The sequence below is a fragment of the Erwinia phyllosphaerae genome (assembly GCF_019132875.1).
Lineage (GTDB): Bacteria > Pseudomonadota > Gammaproteobacteria > Enterobacterales > Enterobacteriaceae > Erwinia > Erwinia phyllosphaerae.
Genome location: NZ_JAHSPF010000012.1, coordinates 43,124 through 67,207, shown reverse-complemented (window position 1 = coordinate 67,207; position 24,084 = coordinate 43,124). Strand labels below are relative to the sequence as shown.

Annotated in this window: 29 protein-coding genes; 16 read left to right on the top strand and 13 right to left on the bottom strand. The window is 54.4% G+C overall.

The genetic code is table 11. The features are described from left to right. The first annotated feature begins 2 nt into the window (after nt 1-2). The 6 genes from mrdB to lipA all read left to right on the top strand — a co-directional run bounded on the left by mrdB (nt 3) and on the right by lipA (nt 5,738). Nucleotides 3-1,115: a peptidoglycan glycosyltransferase MrdB gene (gene mrdB / locus KUE00_RS18520; protein WP_246761468.1), complete on the top strand. Its 1,113-nt coding sequence runs from the start codon at nt 3-5 to the stop codon at nt 1,113-1,115. 9 nt (nt 1,116-1,124) lie between these two features. After that, entirely contained in the window at nt 1,125-2,249 is a 1,125-nt protein-coding gene (rlpA, locus tag KUE00_RS18515) for an endolytic peptidoglycan transglycosylase RlpA (RefSeq protein ID WP_246761467.1), read from the top strand. 124 nt (nt 2,250-2,373) lie between these two features. Next, nucleotides 2,374-3,585: a D-alanyl-D-alanine carboxypeptidase DacA gene (gene dacA, locus KUE00_RS18510; protein ID WP_246761466.1), complete on the top strand. Its 1,212-nt coding sequence runs from the start codon at nt 2,374-2,376 to the stop codon at nt 3,583-3,585. 105 nt (nt 3,586-3,690) lie between these two features. Then, a complete protein-coding gene (gene ybeD / locus KUE00_RS18505; protein WP_158783723.1) occupies nt 3,691-3,954 on the top strand; it encodes a DUF493 family protein YbeD in 264 nt (87 codons plus the stop codon). A 17-nt stretch (nt 3,955-3,971) separates the two neighbouring features. Then, a complete protein-coding gene (gene lipB, locus KUE00_RS18500) occupies nt 3,972-4,625 on the top strand; it encodes a lipoyl(octanoyl) transferase LipB (RefSeq protein ID WP_246761465.1) in 654 nt (217 codons plus the stop codon). Between the two features lie 147 nt (nt 4,626-4,772). Continuing rightward, a complete protein-coding gene (gene lipA, locus KUE00_RS18495; RefSeq protein WP_246761464.1) occupies nt 4,773-5,738 on the top strand; it encodes a lipoyl synthase in 966 nt (321 codons plus the stop codon). A 75-nt stretch (nt 5,739-5,813) separates the two neighbouring features. Here the strand turns inward: lipA and tatE are convergent, their stop codons facing one another. The 6 genes from tatE to KUE00_RS18465 all read right to left on the bottom strand — a co-directional run bounded on the left by tatE (nt 5,814) and on the right by KUE00_RS18465 (nt 10,487). After that, a complete protein-coding gene (gene tatE, locus KUE00_RS18490; protein WP_147196202.1) occupies nt 5,814-6,020 on the bottom strand; it encodes a twin-arginine translocase subunit TatE in 207 nt (68 codons plus the stop codon). A 129-nt stretch (nt 6,021-6,149) separates the two neighbouring features. Next, nucleotides 6,150-6,914 (bottom strand): amino acid ABC transporter ATP-binding protein, encoded by a 765-nt coding sequence (locus KUE00_RS18485; protein WP_246761463.1) that lies wholly within the window; start codon nt 6,912-6,914, stop codon nt 6,150-6,152. Then, on the bottom strand, nt 6,911-7,849 hold the full coding sequence (locus KUE00_RS18480; RefSeq protein ID WP_246761462.1) for an amino acid ABC transporter permease: 939 nt from the start codon (nt 7,847-7,849) through the stop codon (nt 6,911-6,913). The genes KUE00_RS18485 and KUE00_RS18480 overlap by 4 nt, the downstream gene beginning before the upstream one ends. Beyond that, a complete protein-coding gene (locus KUE00_RS18475) occupies nt 7,846-8,730 on the bottom strand; it encodes an ABC transporter substrate-binding protein (RefSeq protein ID WP_246761461.1) in 885 nt (294 codons plus the stop codon). The genes KUE00_RS18480 and KUE00_RS18475 overlap by 4 nt, the downstream gene beginning before the upstream one ends. A gap of 12 nt (nt 8,731-8,742) precedes the next feature. Continuing rightward, nucleotides 8,743-9,531: a deaminated glutathione amidase gene (locus tag KUE00_RS18470; protein ID WP_246761540.1), complete on the bottom strand. Its 789-nt coding sequence runs from the start codon at nt 9,529-9,531 to the stop codon at nt 8,743-8,745. Beyond that, complete coding sequence (locus KUE00_RS18465) at nt 9,531-10,487, bottom strand: substrate-binding domain-containing protein (protein WP_246761460.1); 957 nt, start codon at nt 10,485-10,487, stop codon at nt 9,531-9,533. The genes KUE00_RS18470 and KUE00_RS18465 overlap by 1 nt, the downstream gene beginning before the upstream one ends. 133 nt (nt 10,488-10,620) lie before the next feature. Between KUE00_RS18465 and KUE00_RS18460 the strand changes: the two genes are divergently transcribed. Next, complete coding sequence (locus tag KUE00_RS18460; RefSeq protein ID WP_246761459.1) at nt 10,621-11,949, top strand: aminotransferase-like domain-containing protein; 1,329 nt, start codon at nt 10,621-10,623, stop codon at nt 11,947-11,949. Here the strand turns inward: KUE00_RS18460 and KUE00_RS18455 are convergent. The 4 genes from KUE00_RS18455 to KUE00_RS22060 form a co-directional block, all read right to left on the bottom strand. Beyond that, nucleotides 11,946-12,374 carry a GNAT family N-acetyltransferase gene (locus KUE00_RS18455; protein ID WP_246761458.1) on the bottom strand — a complete coding sequence of 143 codons (429 nt, stop codon included), beginning with the start codon at nt 12,372-12,374 and terminating at the stop codon, nt 11,946-11,948. The genes KUE00_RS18460 and KUE00_RS18455 overlap by 4 nt on opposite strands. 386 nt (nt 12,375-12,760) lie before the next feature. Then, nucleotides 12,761-12,970, bottom strand: coding sequence for a transcription antiterminator/RNA stability regulator CspE (cspE, locus tag KUE00_RS18450; protein WP_004156612.1), 210 nt, complete (start codon nt 12,968-12,970; stop codon nt 12,761-12,763). Between the two features lie 150 nt (nt 12,971-13,120). Then, nucleotides 13,121-13,696: a lipid IV(A) palmitoyltransferase PagP gene (gene pagP, locus KUE00_RS18445; RefSeq protein ID WP_246761457.1), complete on the bottom strand. Its 576-nt coding sequence runs from the start codon at nt 13,694-13,696 to the stop codon at nt 13,121-13,123. Nucleotides 13,697-14,488: 792 nt separating this feature from the next. Continuing rightward, nucleotides 14,489-14,572, bottom strand: a complete 84-nt coding sequence (locus tag KUE00_RS22060) for a small membrane protein YohP (protein ID WP_445084017.1) — start codon at nt 14,570-14,572, stop codon at nt 14,489-14,491. 425 nt (nt 14,573-14,997) lie between these two features. Between KUE00_RS22060 and KUE00_RS18440 the strand changes: the two genes are divergently transcribed. Further along, a complete protein-coding gene (locus KUE00_RS18440; RefSeq protein ID WP_246761456.1) occupies nt 14,998-15,243 on the top strand; it encodes a hypothetical protein in 246 nt (81 codons plus the stop codon). A gap of 99 nt (nt 15,244-15,342) precedes the next feature. On the opposite strand, the gene KUE00_RS18435 is transcribed toward KUE00_RS18440, so the two are convergent. The 3 genes from KUE00_RS18435 to KUE00_RS18425 all read right to left on the bottom strand — a co-directional run bounded on the left by KUE00_RS18435 (nt 15,343) and on the right by KUE00_RS18425 (nt 17,510). Beyond that, complete coding sequence (locus KUE00_RS18435; protein WP_246761455.1) at nt 15,343-15,750, bottom strand: CesT family type III secretion system chaperone; 408 nt, start codon at nt 15,748-15,750, stop codon at nt 15,343-15,345. A 24-nt stretch (nt 15,751-15,774) separates the two neighbouring features. Further along, nucleotides 15,775-16,692: a hypothetical protein gene (locus KUE00_RS18430; RefSeq protein WP_246761454.1), complete on the bottom strand. Its 918-nt coding sequence runs from the start codon at nt 16,690-16,692 to the stop codon at nt 15,775-15,777. 209 nt (nt 16,693-16,901) lie between these two features. Beyond that, nucleotides 16,902-17,510 (bottom strand): hypothetical protein, encoded by a 609-nt coding sequence (locus KUE00_RS18425; protein WP_246761453.1) that lies wholly within the window; start codon nt 17,508-17,510, stop codon nt 16,902-16,904. A gap of 421 nt (nt 17,511-17,931) precedes the next feature. On the opposite strand from KUE00_RS18425, the gene KUE00_RS18420 reads away from it, so the two are divergent. The 8 genes from KUE00_RS18420 to sctC all read left to right on the top strand — a co-directional run bounded on the left by KUE00_RS18420 (nt 17,932) and on the right by sctC (nt 24,080). After that, a complete protein-coding gene (locus KUE00_RS18420) occupies nt 17,932-18,900 on the top strand; it encodes a sigma 54-interacting transcriptional regulator (RefSeq protein WP_246761452.1) in 969 nt (322 codons plus the stop codon). Nucleotides 18,901-19,089: 189 nt separating this feature from the next. After that, the gene (locus KUE00_RS18415) at nt 19,090-19,239 is read left to right on the top strand and encodes a hypothetical protein (RefSeq protein ID WP_246761451.1); all 150 of its coding nucleotides are present in this window, start codon (nt 19,090-19,092) and stop codon (nt 19,237-19,239) included. A gap of 76 nt (nt 19,240-19,315) precedes the next feature. Then, a complete protein-coding gene (locus KUE00_RS18410; RefSeq protein ID WP_246761450.1) occupies nt 19,316-19,678 on the top strand; it encodes an EscI/YscI/HrpB family type III secretion system inner rod protein in 363 nt (120 codons plus the stop codon). A gap of 6 nt (nt 19,679-19,684) precedes the next feature. Continuing rightward, nucleotides 19,685-20,458 (top strand): type III secretion system inner membrane ring lipoprotein SctJ, encoded by a 774-nt coding sequence (sctJ, locus tag KUE00_RS18405; RefSeq protein WP_246761449.1) that lies wholly within the window; start codon nt 19,685-19,687, stop codon nt 20,456-20,458. Further along, complete coding sequence (locus KUE00_RS18400) at nt 20,458-21,033, top strand: type III secretion protein HrpD (protein WP_246761448.1); 576 nt, start codon at nt 20,458-20,460, stop codon at nt 21,031-21,033. Before sctJ ends, KUE00_RS18400 begins: the two co-directional genes overlap by 1 nt. Then, nucleotides 21,023-21,625: a type III secretion system stator protein SctL gene (sctL, locus tag KUE00_RS18395; protein ID WP_246761447.1), complete on the top strand. Its 603-nt coding sequence runs from the start codon at nt 21,023-21,025 to the stop codon at nt 21,623-21,625. The genes KUE00_RS18400 and sctL overlap by 11 nt, the downstream gene beginning before the upstream one ends. A gap of 101 nt (nt 21,626-21,726) precedes the next feature. Next, nucleotides 21,727-21,954 (top strand): type III secretion protein HrpF, encoded by a 228-nt coding sequence (locus KUE00_RS18390; protein ID WP_246761446.1) that lies wholly within the window; start codon nt 21,727-21,729, stop codon nt 21,952-21,954. Nucleotides 21,955-21,986: 32 nt separating this feature from the next. Continuing rightward, a complete protein-coding gene (sctC, locus tag KUE00_RS18385; RefSeq protein WP_246761445.1) occupies nt 21,987-24,080 on the top strand; it encodes a type III secretion system outer membrane ring subunit SctC in 2,094 nt (697 codons plus the stop codon). Nucleotides 24,081-24,084 lie beyond the last annotated feature (4 nt).

The following is a 24,084-nucleotide window of genomic DNA, read 5'->3' as shown; positions in this document are numbered from 1 at the left end:
CCATGAACGATCGTCATCAGAAAAGCACTATCTGGACGAGAATCCACGTCGATCCCACCTTTTTTATTTTAATCTCTGCCCTGCTGGTCTACAGCGCGCTGGTGATCTGGAGCGCCAGCGGCCAGGATCCGGGCATGATGGAGCGCAAGCTGGGCCAGATAGCGATGGGTATCGTTATTATGCTGGTCATGGCGCAGATCCCGCCGCGCGTATATGAAGGCTGGGCACCCTATCTTTATATTCTTTGCGTGGTGCTGCTGGTGGCCGTTGATGCCTTTGGCCACATCAGTAAAGGCGCGCAGCGCTGGCTGGATTTGGGCATCGTGCGCTTTCAGCCTTCGGAAATAGCGAAAATCGCCGTGCCGCTGATGGTCGCGCGCTTTATTAACCGCGACATCTGCCCCCCGACGTTAAAAAATACCGCCATCGCGCTGGTGCTGATTTTTATGCCTACGCTGCTGGTCGCCGCGCAGCCCGACCTCGGCACGGCCATCCTGATTGCGGCTTCCGGGCTGTTTGTGCTGTTTCTTTCCGGTATGAGCTGGAAGCTGATTCTGGTCGCGGTGCTGCTGGTTGCGGCTTTTGTCCCGGTACTCTGGTTCTTTTTAATGCATGATTACCAGCGCGACCGCGTGATGATGCTGCTTGATCCGGAAAGCGACCCGCTGGGCGCAGGCTATCATATTATCCAGTCTAAAATTGCCATCGGCTCCGGCGGCCTGCGCGGCAAAGGCTGGCTGCACGGCACGCAATCGCAGCTGGAGTTCTTACCCGAACGCCATACGGACTTTATCTTTGCCGTGCTGGCCGAAGAGCTTGGTCTGGTGGGCGTGCTGGTGCTGCTGGTGCTTTATATTCTGGTGATCATGCGCGGCCTGCTAATGGCGGCGCGGGCGCAAACCACCTTCGGCAGAGTCATGGCAGGCGGCCTGATGTTGATTTTCTTTGTGTATGTTTTTGTGAATATTGGTATGGTCAGCGGTATATTACCGGTGGTTGGCGTCCCGCTGCCGCTGGTCAGCTATGGCGGCTCCGCCCTTATCGTCCTGATGGCCGGATTTGGCATTATCATGTCGATTCACACCCACCGTAAACTGTTGTCAAAAAGCGTTTAAGAGGCTTATATGCGTAAGGATTGGCTCTGGATTGGCCTGACGGCGGCACTGCTGGCTGGCTGTACTACTGAACAACAGCAGGCACCTGTTACCCAACAGCAGGCCTATAACGGTCCCGTAGTGGAAATTGGCGGCGTGGAGCCGCGCTACGAACCCCTTAGCCCGAATGCCAACCAGGATTATCGGGTTAACGGCCAGAACTACCGCATTGTGAAAAACCCGGACAACTTTAGCGAAACCGGGCTGGCAAGCTGGTATGGCGAAGAAGCGGACGGTACGCGTACCGCCATTGGCGAAACGTACGATTCGCAGGCGTTGACCGCCGCTCATCCAACGCTGCCTCTGCCCGCTTACGTACGCGTGACTAACCTCGCCAACGGCCGCCAGATAGTGGTGCGCGTTAACGATCGCGGGCCTTATAAGCCAGGCCGCATTATCGATCTCTCAAAAGCGGCCGGCGATCGCCTGAATATCTCCAATAATAGCCGCGTAAAAGTGGACTATATCAAGGTCGCGCCAGACGGCTCGCTGTCCGGCCCCGGTACTATTGGGACCACGGTAGCGAAACAGAACTATGCCCTGCCGCCGCGTCCCGATCTCAGCGGCGGTATGGTAACGATGGGGGCCGCTGCCGTGGATCCCTCGTCAGCCAGTACGCAGCCTGCTGCAACGCCAGCCGAACCGGCAACCCGTCCTGTTGATAACAGCACGCTCAGCAGCGACGACAATATGGGCGCGCCGGTACGCAGCAGCGGCTTTTTAGGCGCACCGCAGCCGCTGCCTAATGGCGTGCTGGAAGGTAACGAGCCGGAACCCGCTCCCGTAGCGGCTCCGCAAACCGCAGCGCCCGTTGCTGCTCCAGCGCCCGTTGCTGCTGCGCCAGTCGCGGCCACAGGCGGTACGGTTTACGTTGTGCAGGCCGGTGCGCTGAGCGACGCAACGCGAGCGCAACAGCTGATGACGTCGTTGAGTAAAAAGTTTGGCGTACCGGGAAGCGTTGACGCACGCGGCAACGTTTATCGCGTCCAGCTAGGCCACTTTACCTCGCGCCAACAGGCCGCTGCGCTACAGCAGCGTCTTTCCAGCGAAGCCAGCCTTACCTCTTTCGTGACCACAGCCTCTGGTAAAATGTGACCGATGTCCGGAAATCCGTCTGCGCCACGCCGTTCCGGCAGGTAAAGACGGATGCCGGGCAGAAACGCATTTGCTATAGTGAGTCACTTTTTTTAACTTAGCCATGGATGTTGTCGTCCCCAACATGAATATTCTGACCTCTTCCCAACAGCTTAAACGTCTGGCGGCTGGTTCGCTGATTGCCCTTAGCCTCACTACCTTCGCCCATGCCGAAGATGTAAACATCAAAACCATGATCCCCGGCGTACCGGACATTGATGCCGAAGCCTATGTCCTGATCGACTACAACTCAGGCAAAGTGCTGGCTGAAAAAAACGCTGACGCGCGCCGCGATCCGGCCAGCCTGACTAAAATGATGACCAGCTATGTAATTGGTCAGGCGGTAAAAGCAGGCAAAATTCACCAGGACGACGTGGTCACCGTAGGTAAAGATGCCTGGGCTACCGGTAACCCGGTGTTTAAAGGTTCTTCGCTGATGTTTCTGAAACCGGGCGATCGCGTACCGGTTTCCCAGCTGACTCGCGGCATCGTGTTGCAGTCAGGTAACGACGCTTGCGTAGCGATGGCAGATTACGTCGCGGGCAGCCAGGACGCTTTTGTCGGCCTGATGAACAACTATGTTAAGGCGATTGGCCTGCAAAACACCCACTTCCAGACCGTACACGGCCTTGACGCGGACGGCCAGTACAGCTCGGCGCGCGATATGGCGCTGATTGGCCAGGCGCTGATCCGTGACGTGCCGGATGAATACGCCGTTTATAAAGAAAAAGATTTTACCTTTAACAACATTCGCCAGACCAACCGTAACGGTCTGCTGTGGGACACCAGCCTGCACGTTGACGGCATCAAAACCGGCCACACCGAATCGGCGGGCTATAACCTGGTCGCCTCGGCAACCGAAGGCCAGATGCGTTTGATCTCGGCAGTGATGGGCGGCCACACCTATAAAGGCCGTGAAACCGAAAGCAAAAAGCTGCTGACCTGGGGCTTCCGCTTCTTTGAAACCGTCGCGCCGCTGAAAGCAGGTAAAGAGTTTGCTTCTGAGCCGGTCTGGTTCGGCAACAGCGATCGCGTTCAGCTTGGCGTTCAGAAGGATGTTTACCTGACCATCCCTCGCGGCCGCATGAAAGATCTGAAAGCCAGCTATACGCTGAGCAATACCGAACTGCATGCACCGCTGGCGAAAAACCAGGTTGTCGGCACTATTAACTTCCAGCTGGATGGCAAAACCATCGAACAGCACCCGCTGGTGGTGCTGAACGATATGCCGGAAGGCGGTTTCTTTGGCCGCATCGTCGACTACATCAAGCTGATGTTCCATCACTGGTTCGGCTAAGCCGCCAACGGGCGCTTGATTTCGGTCTTAATGCGCCCCATATTGAATTTATATCCAGGCTCCCGCTGCGGCGGGAGTCTTTGTTTTAGCTTTACCGGAGCCATTATGAAAACCAACCTTAAAGAACTGCTCGAATTTCCTACGCCTTTCACCTATAAAGTGATGGGTCTGGCACAGCCAGAGCTGGTTGATCAAGTAGTTGAAGTTGTTCAGCGTCATGCGCCGGGCGACTACTCTCCGGATGTCAAACCCAGCAGCAAAGGCAACTACCACTCGGTTTCTATCACCATTACGGCTACCCACATTGAGCAGGTGGAAACGCTGTATGAAGAGCTGGGCAAAATAGAAATCGTCCGTATGGTGCTGTAAAACTGACCGGAACAGCTATGCATCAGGATACCTTACTTATTCGCCAGCTGGGGCTACAGCCCTGGGGGCCCGTTTCTCAGGCCATGCACGACTTTACCAATCAGCGCGGTGAAGAGACGCCTGACGAAATCTGGCTGGTTGAACATCCGCCCGTCTTCACCCAGGGCCAGGCGGGTAAGGCGGAGCACTTGCTGATGCCTGGTGATATTCCGGTTATGCAGAGCGATCGCGGCGGCCAGGTTACCTACCACGGGCCTGGCCAGCAGGTAATGTATGTCCTGCTTAATCTGAAGCGCCGCAAAATCGGCGTGCGCCAGCTGGTCACCGCGATTGAACAAACGGTTATCGATACGCTGGCCCATTTTAACGTTACCGCCGCAGCCAGAGCCGATGCGCCCGGCGTTTACGTGGACGGCAAAAAAATCTGCTCGCTTGGTTTGCGGATCCGCAACGGCAGCTCTTTTCACGGTCTGGCCCTCAATGTAAACATGGACCTCGCGCCTTTTTTACGTATCAATCCCTGTGGCTATGCCGGTCTTGAAATGACCCAGCTCAGCGCTTTTCGTCCCGGCGTAACGCTGGCCGATGTGCAGCCGCTGCTGATAAAACACTTTGCGCACCTGCTGGATATCACCTCGCTACACTGGCTTACGCCGCAGGCTCAACCTTAACTTTACAATTTCGTCACATTTTCTCCGTCGGCCCGGCTGAAACTCGCGGTGCAAGGTGATATAATTTTTTCGCTTTTATCAAAAAAAATTGATCACGCGGCTCTTTTGCGGCTGACTAGCGCACGCCAACCTGGAAATTGCAAGATTATGAGTAAACCGATTCAGATGGAACGCGGCGTAAAATACCGCGACGCAGATAAGATGGCGCTGATCCCGGTAAAAACCGTGGTCACCGAGCGTACCGAGATTTTACGTAAGCCGGAGTGGATGAAGATCAAGCTCCCTGCCGACTCCAGCCGCATTCAGGGCATCAAAGCCGCAATGCGTAAAAACGGTCTGCACTCCGTCTGTGAAGAGGCTTCCTGCCCTAACCTTGCAGAATGCTTTAACCACGGCACCGCCACTTTTATGATCCTCGGCGCTATCTGTACCCGCCGCTGCCCGTTCTGTGACGTGGCGCATGGCCGTCCCGTTCAGCCTGACGCTAACGAGCCGGAAAAGCTGGCACAGACCATTGCCGATATGGGCCTGCGTTATGTGGTTATCACTTCTGTGGATCGCGATGATTTGCGTGACGGTGGTGCTCAGCATTTTGCGGACTGTATTACCGCCATCCGTGCAAAAAGCCCGACGATAAAAATCGAAACGCTGGTGCCGGACTTCCGTGGTCGTATGGATCGCGCGCTGGAAATCCTTAACGCCACGCCGCCGGACGTGTTTAACCACAACCTGGAAAACGTACCGCGCGTCTATCGCCAGGTCCGTCCCGGCGCTAACTACGAGTGGTCGCTGAAGCTGCTGGAGCGTTTTAAAGAAGCGCATCCGGAAATCCCGACCAAATCTGGCCTGATGGTGGGCCTGGGCGAAACCAACGCTGAAATCGTTGAAGTCATGCGCGATCTGCGTCGTCACGGCGTGACCATGCTGACGCTGGGTCAGTATCTCCAGCCAAGCCGTCACCATTTACCGGTGCAGCGCTACGTAAGTCCGGCCGAATTTGACGAAATGAAAGAGGCGGCGATGGAAATGGGCTTTACCCACGCGGCCTGCGGCCCGTTCGTACGCTCTTCCTATCATGCGGATATGCAGGCAAAAGGCCTGGAAGTGAAATAAAAAATTACATTTCTGCAACAGATACAAAAAACGGATGACCAGGTCATCCGTTTTTTTATCGCTTCTCGCGGGAAATTACTCTTTGTGAGCAACCTGCTCAGCCGGTTTCTCTTCAGCGACAGGCGCTTTTTTCGCGGAGGTGTCGTCATCGCTCATCGCTTTTTTAAAGCCTTTGATAGCCGACCCTAAATCACCGCCCAGAGAGCGTAACTTGTTGGTTCCGAACAGCAATACAATCAGAGCACCAATGATCAGCAGTTTGGCAATACTGATACCTTCCATACACACCTTCTTTTTTAACCGGACCGTTAAAGGTCAATAACCATAAAGTGTATTAACGCGCAGATCGTTGGTCAATACAACCGCAACCTGTAACAGAGTAAGATCTGCACAGCGCTTCGCAGAATGATATCAGATAAACCGGCGCAGAAAAGCCTGAAATCGCGGATGCTGCGGATTAACCAGTACCTCTTCCGGCGGCCCCTGCTCTACCACCACGCCTCCGTCCATAAAAACGACCCGATCGGCCGCTTCGCGGGCAAAGCCAATTTCGTGAGTCACCACTATCATCGTCAAACCTTGTTCGGCGAGAGTTCGCATGGTTGCCAGTACTTCGCCAACCAGTTCCGGATCGAGCGCGGAGGTGGGTTCGTCAAACAGCATCAGCTTTGGCCGGATAGCTAACGCCCTGGCAATAGCCACGCGCTGCTGCTGGCCGCCGGAAAGATGACGAGGCCAGGCATGCGCTTTATCACTCAAGCCCACCGTTGCCAGCAGCTCGGTGGCATACTCTACCGCGGCCGAACGCGACTGTTTGTGCACGCCCGTTGGCGCTTCAATAATATTTTGCAGTACGGTCAGATGGGGGTAGAGATTGAACTGTTGAAAAACCATGCCAATTTCCTGGCGCTGCCGGGCTATTTTCCGCGCCGAAAGGCGTTGCAGCCGTCCTTTTTTTAATTCGTAGCCAATTTGCCGATCGTTAACCATAATCGACCCGGCACTCATCTCTTCCAGGTGATTGATACAGCGTAAAAAAGTTGATTTTCCCGAGCCGGAAGGCCCCAAAATCACCACAACTTCACCGGGCATGACGTCGAGATCGATGCCTTTTAAAACACTGTTATCACCATAGCTTTTCTGCACGTTACGCGCCTGTACCAGCGGCTGGATCATAGCTCCTCCTTATGCAGCAAAAGGCGATTAACCAGCGGAACAGACGGCCAGCGGTGCCTGGCGGCGGAGGCGCTGCGGCGAACGCCTCGTGAATAGTAACGCTCAATCGCAGACTGTCCGACGTTGAGCACGGAAGTGATTAACAGATACCAGATGACCGCAACCATCAGCATGGGGATCACTTCAAACGTACGGTTATAGATTGACTGGACAGAATAAAGTAAATCGCCCATTGCAATAACGCTCACCAGCGACGTCGCCTTAATCATGCTGATAAGCTGATTGCCGGTTGGCGGAATAATTGCACGCATCGCCTGTGGAATAATAATGCGGCGCAACGCGCGGGCGCGGCTCATGCCAAAGGCCTGGGTTGTTTCAAACTGCCCACTGTCCACCGACTGTAAACCAGCCCGGATAATTTCCGCCATATAGGCGGCTTCGTTAAGCGCCAGGCCAGCAATCGCGGCGGTTAGCGGCGTAATCAGATCGTTAGTGTTCCAGCTGGCAACGATCGGCCCGCCAAAAGGGATACTCAGCGTCACGTGGGGAAACAGGGTCGACATGTTGTACCAGAAGATAAGCTGTACCAGCAACGGCGTGCCGCGAAAGAACCAGATATACAGACGTGATAGACCGCTTAACAGCACGTTATCAGAGAGCCGGGCTACCGCTAACAGCAAACCCAGGAGCGTACCCAGGATCATGGAGACCACGGTCAGCCCAAGCGTGACCTGCAACCCCTTTAGCACCGATGCTTCGGTAAACCATTTGCCAACCACGCTCCACTCAAAGTTTGGGTTTTCCGCTATCAGCCAGCCGGCGTCGGCCGCTACGCACAACACGATTATCCAGCAAGCTATGCGGCCATAGCGCGGTTTCGGCCGGGCAAAAGCCACGTCGCGCTGCTCTGCTTCTCTGGCGGCAGCCGGTTTCATTTTGCCGCTCCTTGTGCCAGATTGACGCCCGGCACCTTAATCATATTGCCGTCCAGCTTCCACTTTTTCATGATGGCGGCATAGGTACCGTTGTTAAACAACACTTTGTAGCCGTCCAGCACCACTTTTCCCAGCGCGGAATCTTTTGGCACGACCGTCCCCTGGAAAATATCGCCAAAGCCGTTTTTGTTGCCTTGTCCGGTTAGCTCCAGCTGGCCATGCGACTGCTCCACAAAATAGACCAGCGGTGCCTGAGAAGAGAAAAAAGCGTCCGAACGTTTTGAACGTACCGCCAGAATGGAAGAAGGCTGATCGGTAAACGACTGCACCGTTACCGCAGGCTTACCCGCCGTCACGCAGGCCCTGGACTGCTTGCGGATAACCTGCTCCGCCGATCCGGCCGCCATCACCGCAATGCGCTTGCCGCAGGTATCTTCCAGGCCGTTGATTTTTGCCGGATTGCCTTTCTGTACGGCGAATACCACAAACTCCTGCACGTAGTCGATAAAATCATTTTTTTGCTGGCGATCCGGATAGTCGCCAATCGGGCCGATTGCCAGCTGATAACGCCCGGATTTAATACCGGCCAGCACGCCGGAAAGCCCGCTGACGGTAGCATGCTCGATTTTTATGCCCAGCAGCTGCGCCAGCGCCTCGCCTAAATCGGCCGAGGCGCCGCTCATGGAGGCTGGCCCTTCCACGATTTCATAGGGCGGAAAAGAACCGTTATTAACAGAGATCATTTTGCCCGCCTGCTTAATATCGGCAGGCAAACGGTCGTGCAGCGCCGGATCCATTTTGACCGTGGGGATCGCGTCGGCAGCCTGCGCCAGCGCGGTGGTTAATCCCAACGCCAGAGCGATAGCGGTTACTGTTTTCATTAACTTTCTCGCTTAATTAAGTTCAGGACGGGCAAAACGGCGATTTTCAAGCACGGGCAACACGTGGCGCGCATGGTCGATCCGGGCAGGATCTAACTCCGCAAAAAGCAACATCGGCGCTTCGGCGGCTTTCGCTATGGCTACGCCCAGCGGGTCGACCGTCAGGCTACAGCCGATATTGCGCGGCCCGCACTCGCCAACGGCCACCACATAGCAGGTGTTTTCCAGCGCGCGAGCCGTGACCAGTACTTCCCAGTGCATCTCTTTCAGCGGCCCCTTGACCCATGCGGCTGGCAGAACCAGCACCTCGGCACCGTCCAGCGCCAGCCGGCGAGCCTGTTCAGGGAAACGCACGTCGTAACAGGTCATCAGTCCAACCTTCATGCCCGCCACTTCCACCAGCGGCGGTATTTCATTGCCGGCGTTGACGTTGCGGGATTCCTGCATAGCAAAGGCGTCGTAGAGATGCAGCTTGTCGTAGCGGGCGATGATTTCACCGTTGCGAATGGCGAGCAGCACATTCAGCGCTTTGCCGCTGTCGGTCGGCACGTGAATGGTCATCATGGTTGTCAGTGAGTTACCGCGGCTGGCGGCATAAATTAACGATAAAAAGGGGCCATCCAGCGGCTGTGCGGCTTTTAAGACCAGGTCCGGATCGGCAATATCGCGGGCCAGCACGCCTTCCGGCAGCACCAGAAGATCGGCCCCGCCAGCCTGTGCCTGCTCCATTAAGCGGATACAGGTCTGCGCGTTCTCTTGCCATTCGCGGCTGACCGCAAATTGTCCCGAAGCGACTTTCATCATAAACCTCCGTTGGCCGCGGCCGGAAATAACGCTTCCGGCGTAAGGCGTTGAGCGGTAATTTTCTGTGCGAAAAGCTCGCTGGCAAAATCGCTAATCATTTTACGGTTAGCGTTCAGCCCGTTGCTGTTCCAGTCGGCAGGTAAATCTTGCGCGGTTCGTCGCAGCTCGTCGAGCAGCCAGGGCGTGGTATCAGCATACTTTTCGCGTTTTTCGTGCCAGAGGCGAGCGGACTCGTCGATAACTCTGCTCAACTCGGCGGGAAGATGGGGATGCTGTCGGGCAACGTCAGGCTTAACGGCCAGGATATGATGGCCAGGGATATAGCCAACCCGGTTAAAATACGCCAGCTCCGCCTCGCGGAAATCGCTTTGCAGCTGGCGCAGGCCGGAGCCGTTGAAAAATCCCTGCGGCATAAAAGGCGTGAAGACCGCATCCAGCTCGCCAGCTTTGAGCAGGTCGATAAGCGGGTGTTCGCCTGGCGCAGCTTCAATACGGCCTGCACGGCCAAAACCGCCCAGCCGGTCAACGACAGGATGCGCGGCGGTTAACCGTCCGGCAAACCAGAAGGCATCCTCAACCTCTACTCCCGCTTCACGTAGCAGTGCCCGCGTCCAGGTATTGCCGGAATCCTGCCAGCCGGTTACGCCAATCCTTTTGCCTTTTAACCGATCGAGCGAAATCAATGGACTGTATTCTGTCGTGATGATGCAGCGCTGGCGAAACCCCCGCATTAAAAAGTGCGGTAGCGCCAGCAGCGAGCAATCCCCTTTCGCCCTGAGCTGAGCATAGCGGCTAAAAGAAACTTCCGCCGCATCATAGCCGCTGTCGGCAAGATCGTTGACCAGGGTTTCCACACGATGCACCTCCAGCGCAAACCCTTCCGGCCTGATGTCGCCAAGCGCCAGCGGCGTAAAATAGTCCCAGTCCCGTACCGCTAAGCGGATCGTCACCATTTCTCTTTTCCCGTCTTGGTAAAGCGGCCACGAAGGGCGCGCAAATAAACAACAGTTTTTGTCTGTTTTCGATACTAAGACGATAATATTAACTGTACAATAATTACTTTGTTACTGAACAAATGGATTTCTTATGGTCGACCTGACATGGTTTACCGCGCGTCTTACCGATGTGTCGGTAAAAGGTATTGCGGCGAAGATGGCAACACTGATTCATACCGGGGAAATTCCGGTGGGGACGCATTTACCCTCGGTCAGAGAGCTGGCCGAAGCGCTGGGCGTCAGTCCGGCCACCATTTCGGCTGCCTGGGGGCAGTTAAAACGACAGAAAGTGGTGACGGGAAAAGGCCGAAGCGGTATCCGCGTCTGCGGTAATTATCTGACGCCGCGCCCGGTACGTTTTGAGCAGATTGGCAATTATGGCGATGCTATCCGCGCCGATTTAGCGATGGCTTCCCCCGATCCCGCCTTGCTGCCGGATCTGCAAGCGGCAATGCTACAGGGTATTCAGTGCCCGTTACTGAACAGCTATCAGCGGGACGCGATCTCCCCTGCGCTGCTGGCCGCGGTCAAACCACGCTGGCCCTTTCAGGCCGAAGCCTGGCTGGCTACCGATGGCGGTTTCGATGCGATGAACGGAATTGTGCAAACGCTGTTCCGTCCCGGTGAGAAAGTCATTATTGAAGATCCTACCGCTACGCGTCTGCTTGATATGCTGGACAATGTCGAAGCTGAAATTATGCCGCTGGCCTGCGATGAACATGGCCCGTTACCCGGTGCGCTGGCGATGCTGCTCAGTAAGGGCGCAACGGCAATGATCTACCAGCCAACGACCCATTCGGCAACGGGACACAGCGTTAGCCAGGCCCGTAGCGAAGAGCTGGCAAAAGTACTGGCAGGCTCTTCCATACTGATCGTTGAAGATAACGGTATCGGCGACCTGTCTGCGCATCCTTGCTTCAGCCTGGGCCATTGGTTTCCGGAGCGTACGCTGCACGTGCATTCTTTTTCCAAAGCTTACGGACCCGATCTGCGCCTGGCGGTACTTGCCGGTCCCCTTGACCTGGTTAAACGTATTCAATCATGGCGTAACTTTGGCGCGGGCTGGACCAGCCGTATTCTGCAACAGGCGGTGGCCTGGATGTTGCAGGATGAGGCCACGCAACGACACATTCAGCACGCGCGTGAGGTTTACCGGCAGCGCCGCAGGCTATTGCTGAACGCGCTGGCAAAACGTGGCCTGACGCTGCCGGATCGCGATGGACTAAGCCTCTGTTTGCCGGTCCAGTCAGAACAGTTCGCTATGATTACCCTGGCGGCAAGGGGCATCGCCGTGCTGCCGGGCGAGCGCTGTAGCCCTGGCAATAAGCAGTTTATTCGGGTCAGCACCTCAATGATGACGGCTGAAAAGGTAGAAAGCATTGCCGAGGCGCTGATGCTGGCAATCGGCGGTTCCCGCTAATCGACCAGCGTTTTAATCAGATAGCGTGGAGATTCGCTATAGCCTTCACGAGCGTAGAAGGCGAGCGCTTTGGTACGGTGTTCGTGGCAGTGCACTTCTACCCTGTCGCAGCCGCGATCTTTTGCCAGCTGCTCGGCATGCTTCAGGAGCTGTTGGCCGACGCCTTCGCTGCGCTTGCCGTCGGCAATGCAAAAATAGCTGAGACGAGCGAAATCACCGGCCAGCGCCAGCTGCGGGATAAAATGCAAGGAAAGGAAGCCAAGCGCGCGACCGTCCCGCTCGGCTATCAGCAGATGCTCGGACCTGTCGTCCATCATCTGCGCCAGGCGCCGCTCGATAAAATCTTCTGTGTTGGCGTAGCCCAGCTCGGTTAGCAGCGCGCTCAGGACAAAACTATCTTGCATTGTTGCCAGTCGGATTTTCATTTTACCTCCAGAATTCAGCTCGGCGGGTCTGCGAAACGTTCTACCGTACAGGTTATATAGCCTGCGCGGCGCGATAAGCAACCCGGCGCTAAGGGGATATGTTACGGCCGTTTTTATCCGCTGGCGGCGATGCGGGCAAGGTGCCTGCATGTAATGAATGATTAATGTTTCTTTAATAATGTTTTGCCACACTCTTTACTCAAACACAGAGGGAGGCGACGAAATGCAGGCATTACCCCGTACGTTCGCGGAGGCAGTAGCCGTCATAGTTTCGCTGGTGGCAGCAGGTGCGTGGCTCGGCCAGTTCTTTTCTTTTTGACGTTGCAGCATAAAACGGGCAAAAAAAACCCGCCGTTCGGCGGGTTTTTAAAATTCTGTCTGATAACTTAAATGGCGGCAACGTTAGCAGCAGATGGGCCTTTGGCACCGTTGGTGATTTCGAACTCTACGCGCTGACCTTCAGCCAGAGTTTTGAAACCGTTGCTCTGGATGGCAGAGAAGTGTACGAACACGTCTTTGCTACCATCTTCAGGAGTAATGAAACCGAATCCTTTGGACTCATTAAACCACTTAACGCTACCTTTGATCTTAGACATCTATATTACCTTTACATGAAAAATGGACACTAAACTGTGTCGACAGTTAGTACAGCAATTGCTGAGGCTTTTGTCCAGTGGCCTTTTACGAAAAAGTGATAAATATCGCCTTTTTTGCAGATACATTATAATTCCGCATAATTTCCGCCGTTAAAACTGCCAGCGCAGCCAGGCAAAGTAGACGTTGCCATTGTTGTGCGTTCCCGGAATATAAGTCATCTGAAAGGTGGCTTTGCGGTAACCTATTGAGGCAAGAGGCAGAACTGCCGGAACAGGAATATATTTCCAGTTATCCCGAGCCGTTACCCCTGCCGTATAGCCCAGCCCCAGGCGGACGTCCTGATTGTTAAGCGGTCGCCATATTTTTTCCCAGCCGTAGCCGCCAAACGGCTCCCATTTGTTGAATGAGTCCTTAAACGCCATCAGGTAAAGGCCGTTCCAGTTCCCTTTTTCATCGTAACGCGAGATGCCGCCACCCGCGCCCCACGGGCGTTCATTATATTTATCGATATGTTGTTGGTCATAAGTCCAGCGGTTGTGCCAGGTAATGGCCGGTACATACAGATCGTAGCCCTGCGGTTGATCCCAGGTTGTAGCGACTTTACTGCTGAAGTCTTGCCAGGTTCCTGAAATGGCTGAACCTAATGTTTGCGCCTGTAGCGGAGTGGCAATGCTTAGTACGCCAGACAGGCTCAGCGTAAAGAGAGAGAGACGGGAAAGTTTCATGTTCAAGCTACCGATCGCGAAGGTGTTGTTAAAAAATCGCGTGGCTTTTTTTCAGTGAAGTAGCAAAGCCAGCCGCGTTGTTAAATTAACCGGCATTGTAATTATTTTGGGGGCGGCTTTCATAAATGCACATTGAACAGATTTTAGTCTTAGCTTTTTTACGACCGCTTTTTAAAACGCTTTCTTAACAGATAACCTGCCGATCTTTTCCGGCCAGATTTTCAGCAACCCGCGTTCGAAAGCACATCTTTAATTAATATGAATTGATCTACATCATTTATTTAGCGCTATTAATGATTATTTGAGCAAAAAACAAAATAAAAGCGTTAAAACAAAGGATGCTAATCGTGCGGCAATTGTAAAAAAGACTAAAGTGCGAGGTTATATCTTTTGAATCATGTTGTTATGGGTTAATATCAATCAGCGAAAATGATAAACAATCTTTATCGATCGCACGGCAATTTTTGGTAAGATTAATCCTGGTTAGCAATGACTGTTTTCTTAAGGAGCCGATGTGAGAATACGCTGCTGGAAGTGCGGACACACACAAATTATCTTTACCTTTAGCGGCGACCGTTTTGGTAATCATCACGGAGCAATTTGCGCGTATTGCCGGAAACCCGTCACCTTAAAAGATTGCCTGTTTCGTACGGTAGTCGCGGCTGACAAAATCGAAGAGAGAGAAATATTCCGCTCGCTTTCACCCACCGTTGAGAAACTTCCCTACGCGTCGGGAGCGACCAAACCTTCGGGCAAAAGGTGACAATACGGGCGTATTGCCACCCCATACAATCAGAAGAGCACTTTAAAGACACCAGTAAGCGTCAGCAGGCCGACAATAAAAATAATCGCAATAATCCAGAGAATAATCTTCATTCCATTTTCCTCAGCCGGTTAAAAAAAGTTCTACTATGTAGTGACTTGAGTATAGAAGAAGATTTTTAACTCTGCTTTTTTTCCCCTCGATCGCTCCGGTTTGCCGTTTCGCTAAGCAATCTGCCTCCTCTTCAAATTCGACCAATGCTTATGCCGCCAGGCCCGCCATAGAAACAGGTTCTGCCTGCATTCAGCCGGTCGCCGCCTCGCTTTAATCCACTGCTTTGACTCACCTTTTTTTCACCGCTATTTAAAGCATTAAATATCAGCAAGTTATATGAAAATGTTCAGGAAAGATTTTTCGCGATAGCGATCACGTTTTGCATCTTCTTTACGGCGGTACCTTCGATAGACGGTGGGCCGCTGGCTAGACTGAGTGGAGCTATTTGCTATGGGCTCACCCCTCTCGTTAACAAGGAGACCTTATGAGCACTATCGACAGCAGCATGGGAAGGTACAGCCTGAAGGCCAACAACTCGGGCAACCATATCAGAGGTTCTATCGCTATCAACGATGAAGGCGGCTCGCCGCTCACTCTGCAGGAGTTTGACGAACACTATCTTGATGACGTCATTAATAACGTTATCTACCCCGTTACCGGCGGCAACCGTATTATCACCAACGCTTTCCGGGATGAGATGCTTAAGGCAGGTTTTAACCAGCCTCACTAAAAAACCCGGCCCAGCCGGTTTCCTCTTCAGGCTGTTGACGACTTTACAGTTTGTCGCCAACAGCCTGATAAAAATCTATCTTTGTACCTGCAGCGATAGCTACACCTGCGGCGATAACTGCAAAAAATCGCGCATTCTTTCGGCCTGTGCCGTAAAACGCTCAAACAGCGTGGTCAGCTGATGCGGCTCAAGCTCGGCAAACGGCTGTCTGGTCCAGAGCAGAACCTGCCGCTGTTCCGGTAGCGTGGCGGTAATAACAGGCGGATGCGCCAGTCCCAGCAAATTGCATTGCAGCAGCGTGTTCAGCGTTGCCGCACTGGCAAAGTCGCTTTCCCGCATCGGCAGCAGACAGCTTAAGGTCAGATGGTCGAACGGACTTTCTTCCCACTGCAACGTTATCCCCTCAAGCGTCATGATGTAACTTTCGCTCGCCTCAAGCTGCTCCACATCAATTCGCCATTGCCGCAGCAGCGGCGCAAGTAATTTTATCAGACGGTTTGCCGCCATTTTTTCTCCTTTAGCGTGCGAAATCTACCTGACGCCTCGATTGACGTTACGCAACAGCTCCGCCACCTCTTCTCGCGTTGCGCCGTCCTGACGTCTCCTGCGAGACTCGTAAACCGAGCGCTTCATCTCTGGCTTCAATTCTGTCGCATCCCCGCCGCGATCGGTCTGGTAGTAAACGTTGATATTTTTCGAGGCCTGATACTGCTGATAAAGCCCCCCGCCGTGGCGACGGGCAATCTGCTTTAGCGAACTAAGATCTTTATCGGCAATCGGCGTGCCCTGCTGCTGCATTTCACGCTGATACAGCGCGTTTATCTCTTCCCGACCGGCTTTTTCACCGTGTACCAGTCTCTCTCGCACCTCTGGATTAGCGGCCTGTGGCGCATACTCTTTAACGATGCGGTAGCGTTTAGAAAGATCGTAATTTTGCTCTTTGTCAGCCCGGCCATACAGCGGCCAGGCATCCGAATAGATCCGTTCGCCATTGATCCGTCTGTCGCCCACCATCACAAAAGCGTGATCGCCATCCAGCGCGCTGCAAACGGCAACCGGCTCGTTGATGCCGGCAGAGGCCAGCAGCAGTCCGTTTACCGCCGCCATTTCGCCACAGTTTCCGGCACGGAATCGCGCAGCGCGCCAGGGAAGATTCTCTTCCGAGCTCTCTTCAGCCCGTGACGCCACCGTACGCTTCACCGCTCCGCCATGTGTATGAATGATATCGTGGAGCTGATTAGCCGAGCCTTTATCCAGCGTTTTCCACGTATCCTCAATGGCCCGGTTAGCTTTTTTTAAAATCTGCTGCTGGCTTTCGGTTACGGTAAGAATACGGCCGTTGCGCGTTCCCTCCAGGCCAGGCTTGCCGGGCAGCATCACTTTTGATTCAGTGGCGTGCTGGCTGCGGCGACTGGAACCGGAAGGTGCGCCAAACAGATGAAAAGGCATAATAATCTCTCTGATAAAGAGCGGTGCCCCTGAGTGGCCTGACGGCGCAGGAAGTTCCGCAGGCGTATAACATTAAGCAGCCTGCACCAGGAGACGGTGAGATTGACGACGACCAGCTATCCTTTCTTGCCGGCGCATTTTGCTCTAAAAGAAAAAGGCGACACCGTGTCGCCCTCAACAAAATCTAACCATGTTAATAATTTGCAGCTCTACTTACTCTCGCCGCTTCCCTGCGAGCCACTCCCTCCGGAGATAGCCGACAGGATGGCGCCCAGCCCCAGCATCTGTAGCGCGCCGCCCAGTTTACCCGCCAGTCCGCTGCTGTCCTGACTCTGCTCCTGCGATCCGTTGCCGCTCTGTCCGGAAGAAGATGAGGTATTACCCTGATCGGCAGAACTTGTTCCTTCAGAAGATTGACCAAGCATCTTTTTAATCATGTCCATCAGCTGGGTCATGATGTCGCTACTGCCTGAGGCATCCTGCGTGCCTGAAGAACCGTTGCCAGTACCGGAACCAGAACCGGATTTATCGCTGTTCGCACCGCTATTTTTCAGCAGTTCCATAATGGCATTCAACAGCTGTGTGATGCTGCTTTCGCTGCTGGTGGACTGACCGTTGCTGGTTTCGGTAAGCGCATCCTTACTGCCGAACTCTACGCCCGTGCCGTTTGAAGAAGAAGAGCCAAAATTCAATACGTTGCCCGCCGTCTTCGCATTGCTTTCACCGGAAAGCAGTTTAGCTGCACCTGTACCCGCATCCTCAGCGCCGCCCGCTGCTCCGCCGCCAAATGCGCCGCTTAACCCGCCGCCTATTTTCATGTCGCTTCCTCTGTTTAGTGAAATGACTATCGCAATTCAGCCCGTTTCGTGGGCTTCGTCTCAGTTTTGGGTGGGAGGCGACAAGAAGGTGTTCCATTTCATACTGATAAAATCTGAATCGGCGTAATTTAAATTACACATTCTTAACGTTTTGCAATCTAAATAATGCGCTTGTTTACATCACCTTACCGTTCCCGGCGCCGTTTTTTGTAGGGATTTCCCTACGTTGCCGCACGGATATCCCCACAGTAACTTCAGAGGAAACTGATAGCCTCTCAGGCTCAGGCTAGTAAATAGTAAATGAAAATTGAGTATCGCCCCTGAGCGGCCCGCTGCTGGCTTCACGTCATTTCTGCTTTTCATTGCAACAGGTTGCTAACTGAATTTGTAAAAATTCGTCTAAGGGAAGACAGGAGAGAATATGGTAACGGGTAGTGAGAAACAGCCAGGCAGTTTCCATCACGATAAGGTTACAGCCTTCCTTACTGAAACGGGATTATCCGAGACAATCAGAACAGATATTCACGCCAGTCTGCATCCCATGATCGATAATCTTGCGCCGTTAAAGGTAGATCTGCTGCTGGAAGGGGAAACCGGCACCGGTAAAGATACGCTGGCTCGCCGTATCTATCAGCTTTCTGGCGCAAAAGGCCCGCTGATAGCGGTCAACTGCGCGGCTATCCCGGAAAACCTGGCGGAAAGCGAACTGTTTGGGGTGATTGCCGGTGCCTATACCGGTGCCAGCCACTCCCGCGCCGGCTATATAGAGGCCTCCGACAAAGGCATTCTTTTCCTGGACGAAATCGACAGCATGCCGCTGATTTTACAGGCCAAGCTGCTGCGGGTGCTGGAAACGCGCGCCATCCACCGCCTGGGATCTACCAGTCCCGTGCCGCTGGACTTACGTATTATCGCGGCCTCGCAAACGCCGCTGGCGGAGCTGGTTGCGGCCGGCAGTTTCCGGCGCGATCTCTATTTCCGTCTCTCAACCATCAAAATAGAGACGCCCACGGTGCGCTCCCATGCCGAGCTGATTATCCCGCTGTTCCGACGCTTTACCCAGGAAGCGGCAATGCGGCTGAAGCAGGCTATCCCGCCCCGCTCGCTGGCGCTGGATGAAGCGCTGCTGCTGCACAGCTGGCCTGGCAATATCCGCGAGCTGAAAGCCGCTGCCGAGCGCCATGTTCTGCATCTGCCGCCGCTTTGCGATATTACGCCAGCCGACGGTGAAGCCACGCTATTAAAAGACAGGTTACGTCGTATTGAACGCAGCCTGATAAAAGAGTGTTTACATCGTCACGGCCATAAAATTGATGACGTCGTACATGAATTAGGTATTCCACGACGCACGCTATATCACCGTATTAAATTGCTCAATATCGTTGCCTGAACCGACTCTAAAAATAAATTAAATTTCTTTGGAACCCTTTTTGCGTCACGCCCACTTAATAGATGATTACGCTGATGTTCAAACTTAAATTTAATGGGGAGTCACACTATGTCTTCAGTATCCAGCGGTATTGCAACTACAGCTTCAGCTGCCACGAAAGTAGAAAGCGCAACTGATGGTGCAAGCTTCATGTCACAGATGCAGGAAGTTCAGGGCCAGATGCAGCAGGATATGGTTGATAAAGCCAAGCTTGATGCGCAGAACAACAAAATGAACGGTATCGCGGACAGCGCCAGTAAAGCCGGTTCTGCTGCCGCTCAGGTAAAAATTCAGTACTAGTCAGCCTGTCGGCGCGGGCCTCCTGTCCCGGTCCGCGCCGCGCGCTCTTCTTGTTTTCCTGCGCGAGTTAATGCTTATGAAAATAACCTCATCCCAGGCCGATTTAATTCAGACCCCACAAATTAATAACGCAGCTCAGCCAGAAAAAAGCGACGTAGACTTTTTTTCCGCCCAGCTAAAAGAGCCGCAGGTTGAAAAAGTTTCTGCGCCAACGGAAGTCACGCATTTTCTTTCTGGACTGGCTGACTCCTTAAATAATAACGAACAGCAAAGAAGAACGGCCTATCAGGATTTACAGAAAGCCTCCCGCTCTTCTAATTTATTAGAATTCAGCCAGGCGAATGCCGCCCTGTCTAACTATTACATTGAAAATTTAATGAATGCCAAAATCGTCGCTAAGGGCGTACAGAGCATCGATAAACTGACTAACTTACAATAAGCCGCTATGAAAATTCTGCTGAACTGGCTAATGCTGTTTTCGCTGCTGCTCTGTCTTGCAGGCTGCGGCGACAAAACCGTGCTCTATAGCGGGCTGGCGGAAAATGACGCTAACGATATCATCGCGGAACTGAACCAACACCAGATTGCGGCACAAAAACTCATAGAAAAAGCGGGTATCTCCGTTTCCGTCGACGCAGAAAATATCGAGCGCAGCGTCAAAATACTCGATTCCGCCGGACTGCCGCGCAAGGCCCGCACCAATCTTGGTGAGGTGTTCCAGAAAAGCGGCGTGATCTCCAGCCCAATGGAGGAGCGTGCCCGCTATATTTACGCCCTCTCGCAGGAAGTGGAGTCAACGCTGGCGCAGATTGACGGCGTTGTTGTGGCTCGCGTGCACGTGGTGCTGCCGGAAAGACTGGCACCCGGCGAACCTGTCCAGCCTGCGTCCGCCTCGGTGTTTATTAAATATCATAACAGTCTCGATCCGGACAGCATCGAACCACGCATCCGGCAGATGGTCTCCACCAGCATTCCTGGCCTGGCAGGAAAAAGCGATAAAGACTTAGCCATCGTTTTTGTTCCCGCGCAGACCTATGAAGACCGCGTGGAGGTAGTGCAAATGGGGCCTTTCCAGCTCTCGCCTGACGAATATTCCACGGTGAAATGGGTATTCGCGCTGTTTGCTATTATTTTGCTGCTCGCTTTTGGCCTGCTGCTCTTCAAACCCGGCAGAAAGAAAGAGAAGCCCGCCAGTGCTGCGGCGGCGACGGGTAAATAATGACGCAGGAACAGGCCCTTGACTGGCTGCACTGGTGGCAACAGGGCTGGTGGCAGCAGGCGCATGGAAGCTGGCAGTCCGCCTTTTTTTCTTTGCCGCCCGACAGCCAACAGATGCTGGCGTGGCAGCATCCGCAGGCCGTGGCCGCCGGTTTCGCCGTGCCTTATACGCTACCGCCAGAGCCGGAAGCGCGCATCCTGGCGCTGGCCTCTTTTAGCGACGACCGTTGGCAGCGCCTGCTGGCTTTGCTGGCAGCCTGTTGCGCCCCACAGCTTACCCTGCCCCAACTGACGGCAGCCGACCTTATCTGGTGCCGCCGTCTGGCAAAAGCGTTGCGCTGCGAAAGCTGGCTAAGCGCCGCCTGTTTTCAGCCCTGGACGACGGGCGGCCTGCTGCTGCTGCGCTGTCTGCATCCACAAAGCTGGCCTCGCTTGCGCCTGCGTTTTCCGCCGGAGTGGGTAAAGCAGCTGGAAGAATATCCTTTATTAACCCTGCCGCCATCCAGACTCGCCGCGCTGTACGATGCCGCGATCTGGCAGAGCCAGCAGTCAGAGAAGATGCCGTATGTGGATTGAGAAAAAACTGGCGGTACTGGACGATCCCCATTTCCTGGCCGGGCCGCTGTTGACCAAAGAAGATCTGGCATTGCATCAGCAGGCGCTGACCGTGCTACAGGCGGCCGAACAGCAAGCACAGCGAAAGCTGGCAGAGGCTGAACAGCAGGCACAGGCCATGCTGGCCGAAGCGCAAACCCGCTGCGACGCGGCAATCGCGCAGCAGCAGCAGGCTTTTCTTCTGCAGGCTGACGAGCTTTTTGCCGACTGGCAGCGGCAGCAGGAACAATGGCAGCTGGCGCTTATCCCCAAAGCGGAAGCGCTGCTTGTGCAGGCGATGAGCCAGCTGCTGGCAGAACAGCCCGCCAGCCTGCAACTTGCCGCGATGCTGCAACAGCTGCTGAAAGCACAGAGCCGTCAGGCCGCCGCTACGCTTTACTGCGCGCCAGAAAGCATGGCGCAAGTCGCCAGCTGGCTGACGCAGCACCCGCAGCTGGACTGGCAGCTTATCAGTGACGCCTCGCTGGCCAGCGACAGCCTGCGTCTTGCAACCGAAAACGGCGAGCTCAGTCTTGACTGGCCACAGCTTTGCGCCGCGCTCATCCCGTCTTAGTGTCCCTTCCCTCTTGCCCGGCCTAATAATATTTTTTTCATTCCGGAACCTGCCCCCCGCTTTCGCCACTTAACGACAAACCCTCACAGGAGACTGAAACGATGAGCTATGACGATTCGATCCAGCGTCGCCTGACCAGTCAGGTGGTTCACGCGCAGAAAGATATGTACCAGTTTGCCCAGGAAAGCCAGGACCAGCCGTTTAACGTTAGCGATATGTATGCCTTCCAGAACGAAATGCTCGACCTTTCTAACGCCAACTGGGCCAGCTCGCAATATACCCAGTACAAGCACGGCATTCGTAAAGCGATTATTGACGCCATTAATTAAGGTCGCTGACCACCCATAATAAGGAGAGAAACGTGCCTGGGCCGTCTGCTTTTTTACCCTTTCGCCCCCTGCTGCTGGCGCTGGCGCTGGGTTTTTGCACTGCACACAGCTATGCCAGCACGCCGGAAGAGTGGCGTGATGGTGCCTATGCCTATTCTGCAGACAATACGCCGCTCAGCGTTATCCTGCAGGATTTTGCCAGCAGTCACGGTGTCGATGCCAACGTCACGGGCCTGCCCGACACTTTCGTTACCGCCCGCCTGCGTGCGGATAACGCCGAGGCTTTTCTGAATCGGCTGGCGCTGGAACATCGTTTTCAGTGGTTCGTTTACAACAACACGCTTTACGTCAGTCCTCAGTCACAGCAGACCTCTCGCCGACTGAAAATCAGTCCCGACGCCGCGCCCGATATCAAACAGGCGCTACAGGGCGTTGGCCTGCTGGAGCCACGCTTCGGCTGGGGCGAGCTGCCTGATGATGGCGTCGTGCTGGTTACCGGGCCGCCAAAATATGTCGATCTGATTGCACAGTTCAGCAAAAAATCGGAGCCCGAGACCAGCGAAGACAAACAGATGATGGCGTTTCCGCTCAAATATGCCGACGTGGCCGATCGCACCATTAAATATCGCGATCAAACGCTGGTCGTGCCGGGCGTCGCCACCATGCTGAACGAGCTGCTGGGACAAAACAGCAACGGCTCGGCTAACGGCACCACCACCACGCAGAACGGCCGTGGCGGCAGCGACAGTCCTTATCAGGCGATGCAGAGCGAAAGCCGCAGCATTATGCAGCAGATGATTGGCCGTAATACTCGCCTCGGGCGCAGCAATGAGCAGCAGCCGGGGCAAACCTTACAGGGTAAAGTCTCTGCCGACGTGCGTAATAACACTCTGCTGGTACGTGATAACAAAAAGCTGCGCGCCGAATATCAGGAACTGGTGAAAATGATCGACGTGCCGCAGAAGCTGATTGAAATCGATGCGGTTATCGTTGATATCGATCGCAACGAGCTGGCGCGTCTGTCCACTAACTGGTCAGGACAGTTTGGCAACGTTACCGCTGGTGCCTCAATGCTTGGCGGCGCCAGCACGCTTTTCGTCACCGACTTTAACCGCTTCTTTGCCGATATTCAGGCGCTGGAAGGCGAAGGGACGGCTTCGATTATCGCCAACCCTTCCGTCCTGACGCTGGAAAACCAGCCGGCGGTCATCGACTTCAGCAACACCGCTTTTATTACCGCAATTGGGGAGCGCGTGGCGGATATTCGCGAAGTGACAGCGGGTACCAGCCTGCGCGTCACGCCGCGATCTATCGGCGACAATCCCGATAAAGCGGCCGTACAGCTGGTGGTGGATGTTGAAGACGGTAAGCTGGACAAAAATGAAGACGGCAGCGCCCAGGGTACGGAAAACGGCGTGATCAGTACCCAGGCGCTGGTGCAGGAAAAGCGCTCGCTGGTCATGGGCGGTTTTCATACTAAACAGAGCGGCGATGATGAACAACGCGTGCCGATCCTTGGCAAAATCCCGCTGCTGGGTAAGCTGTTTACGTCTAACAACCACACCACCTCCCAGCGCGAGCGTCTGTTTATCATTACCCCGCATTTGATTGGCGATCAGGTCGATCCGTCACGCTATGTCGACGCGGAAAACAGCGCTCAGGTCAACGACACGTTACGCGATATTAACCGCCGCCATCAGTCTGGCGATATGAAACGCAACATCGAAAGCGCAATGCAGGACCTGGCCGAAAGCCGCCAGCCCGGCGGTTTACAGTCCAGCCAGTCAGGCCTTTCCCTCAGTTCGCTTTGCAACATTCCGCTGACTTTCCGCACCAGCACGCGCCAGCAGTGGTATGGCAACAGCGAGATGCAGATTTCCATTGGCGTTATCACCAATACCAGCGGTAAAGAAGCGCGCTTTGATGAGTCTTCCTGCCGTGGCGACAGAACGCTGGCCGTTTCCGCCTGGCCGCATACGCGTTTACAGCCTGGCGAATCTACGGAAGTGTATGTGGCTTACGATACGCAAGCGCCTGCAAGGCCTGGACGCGTATCGCTACTGCAAACCAGCTCGTTAACAACGCCGGTAACAAATAACGGCCGTTCGCGTTTGCTGTCGCCTTAAGGAG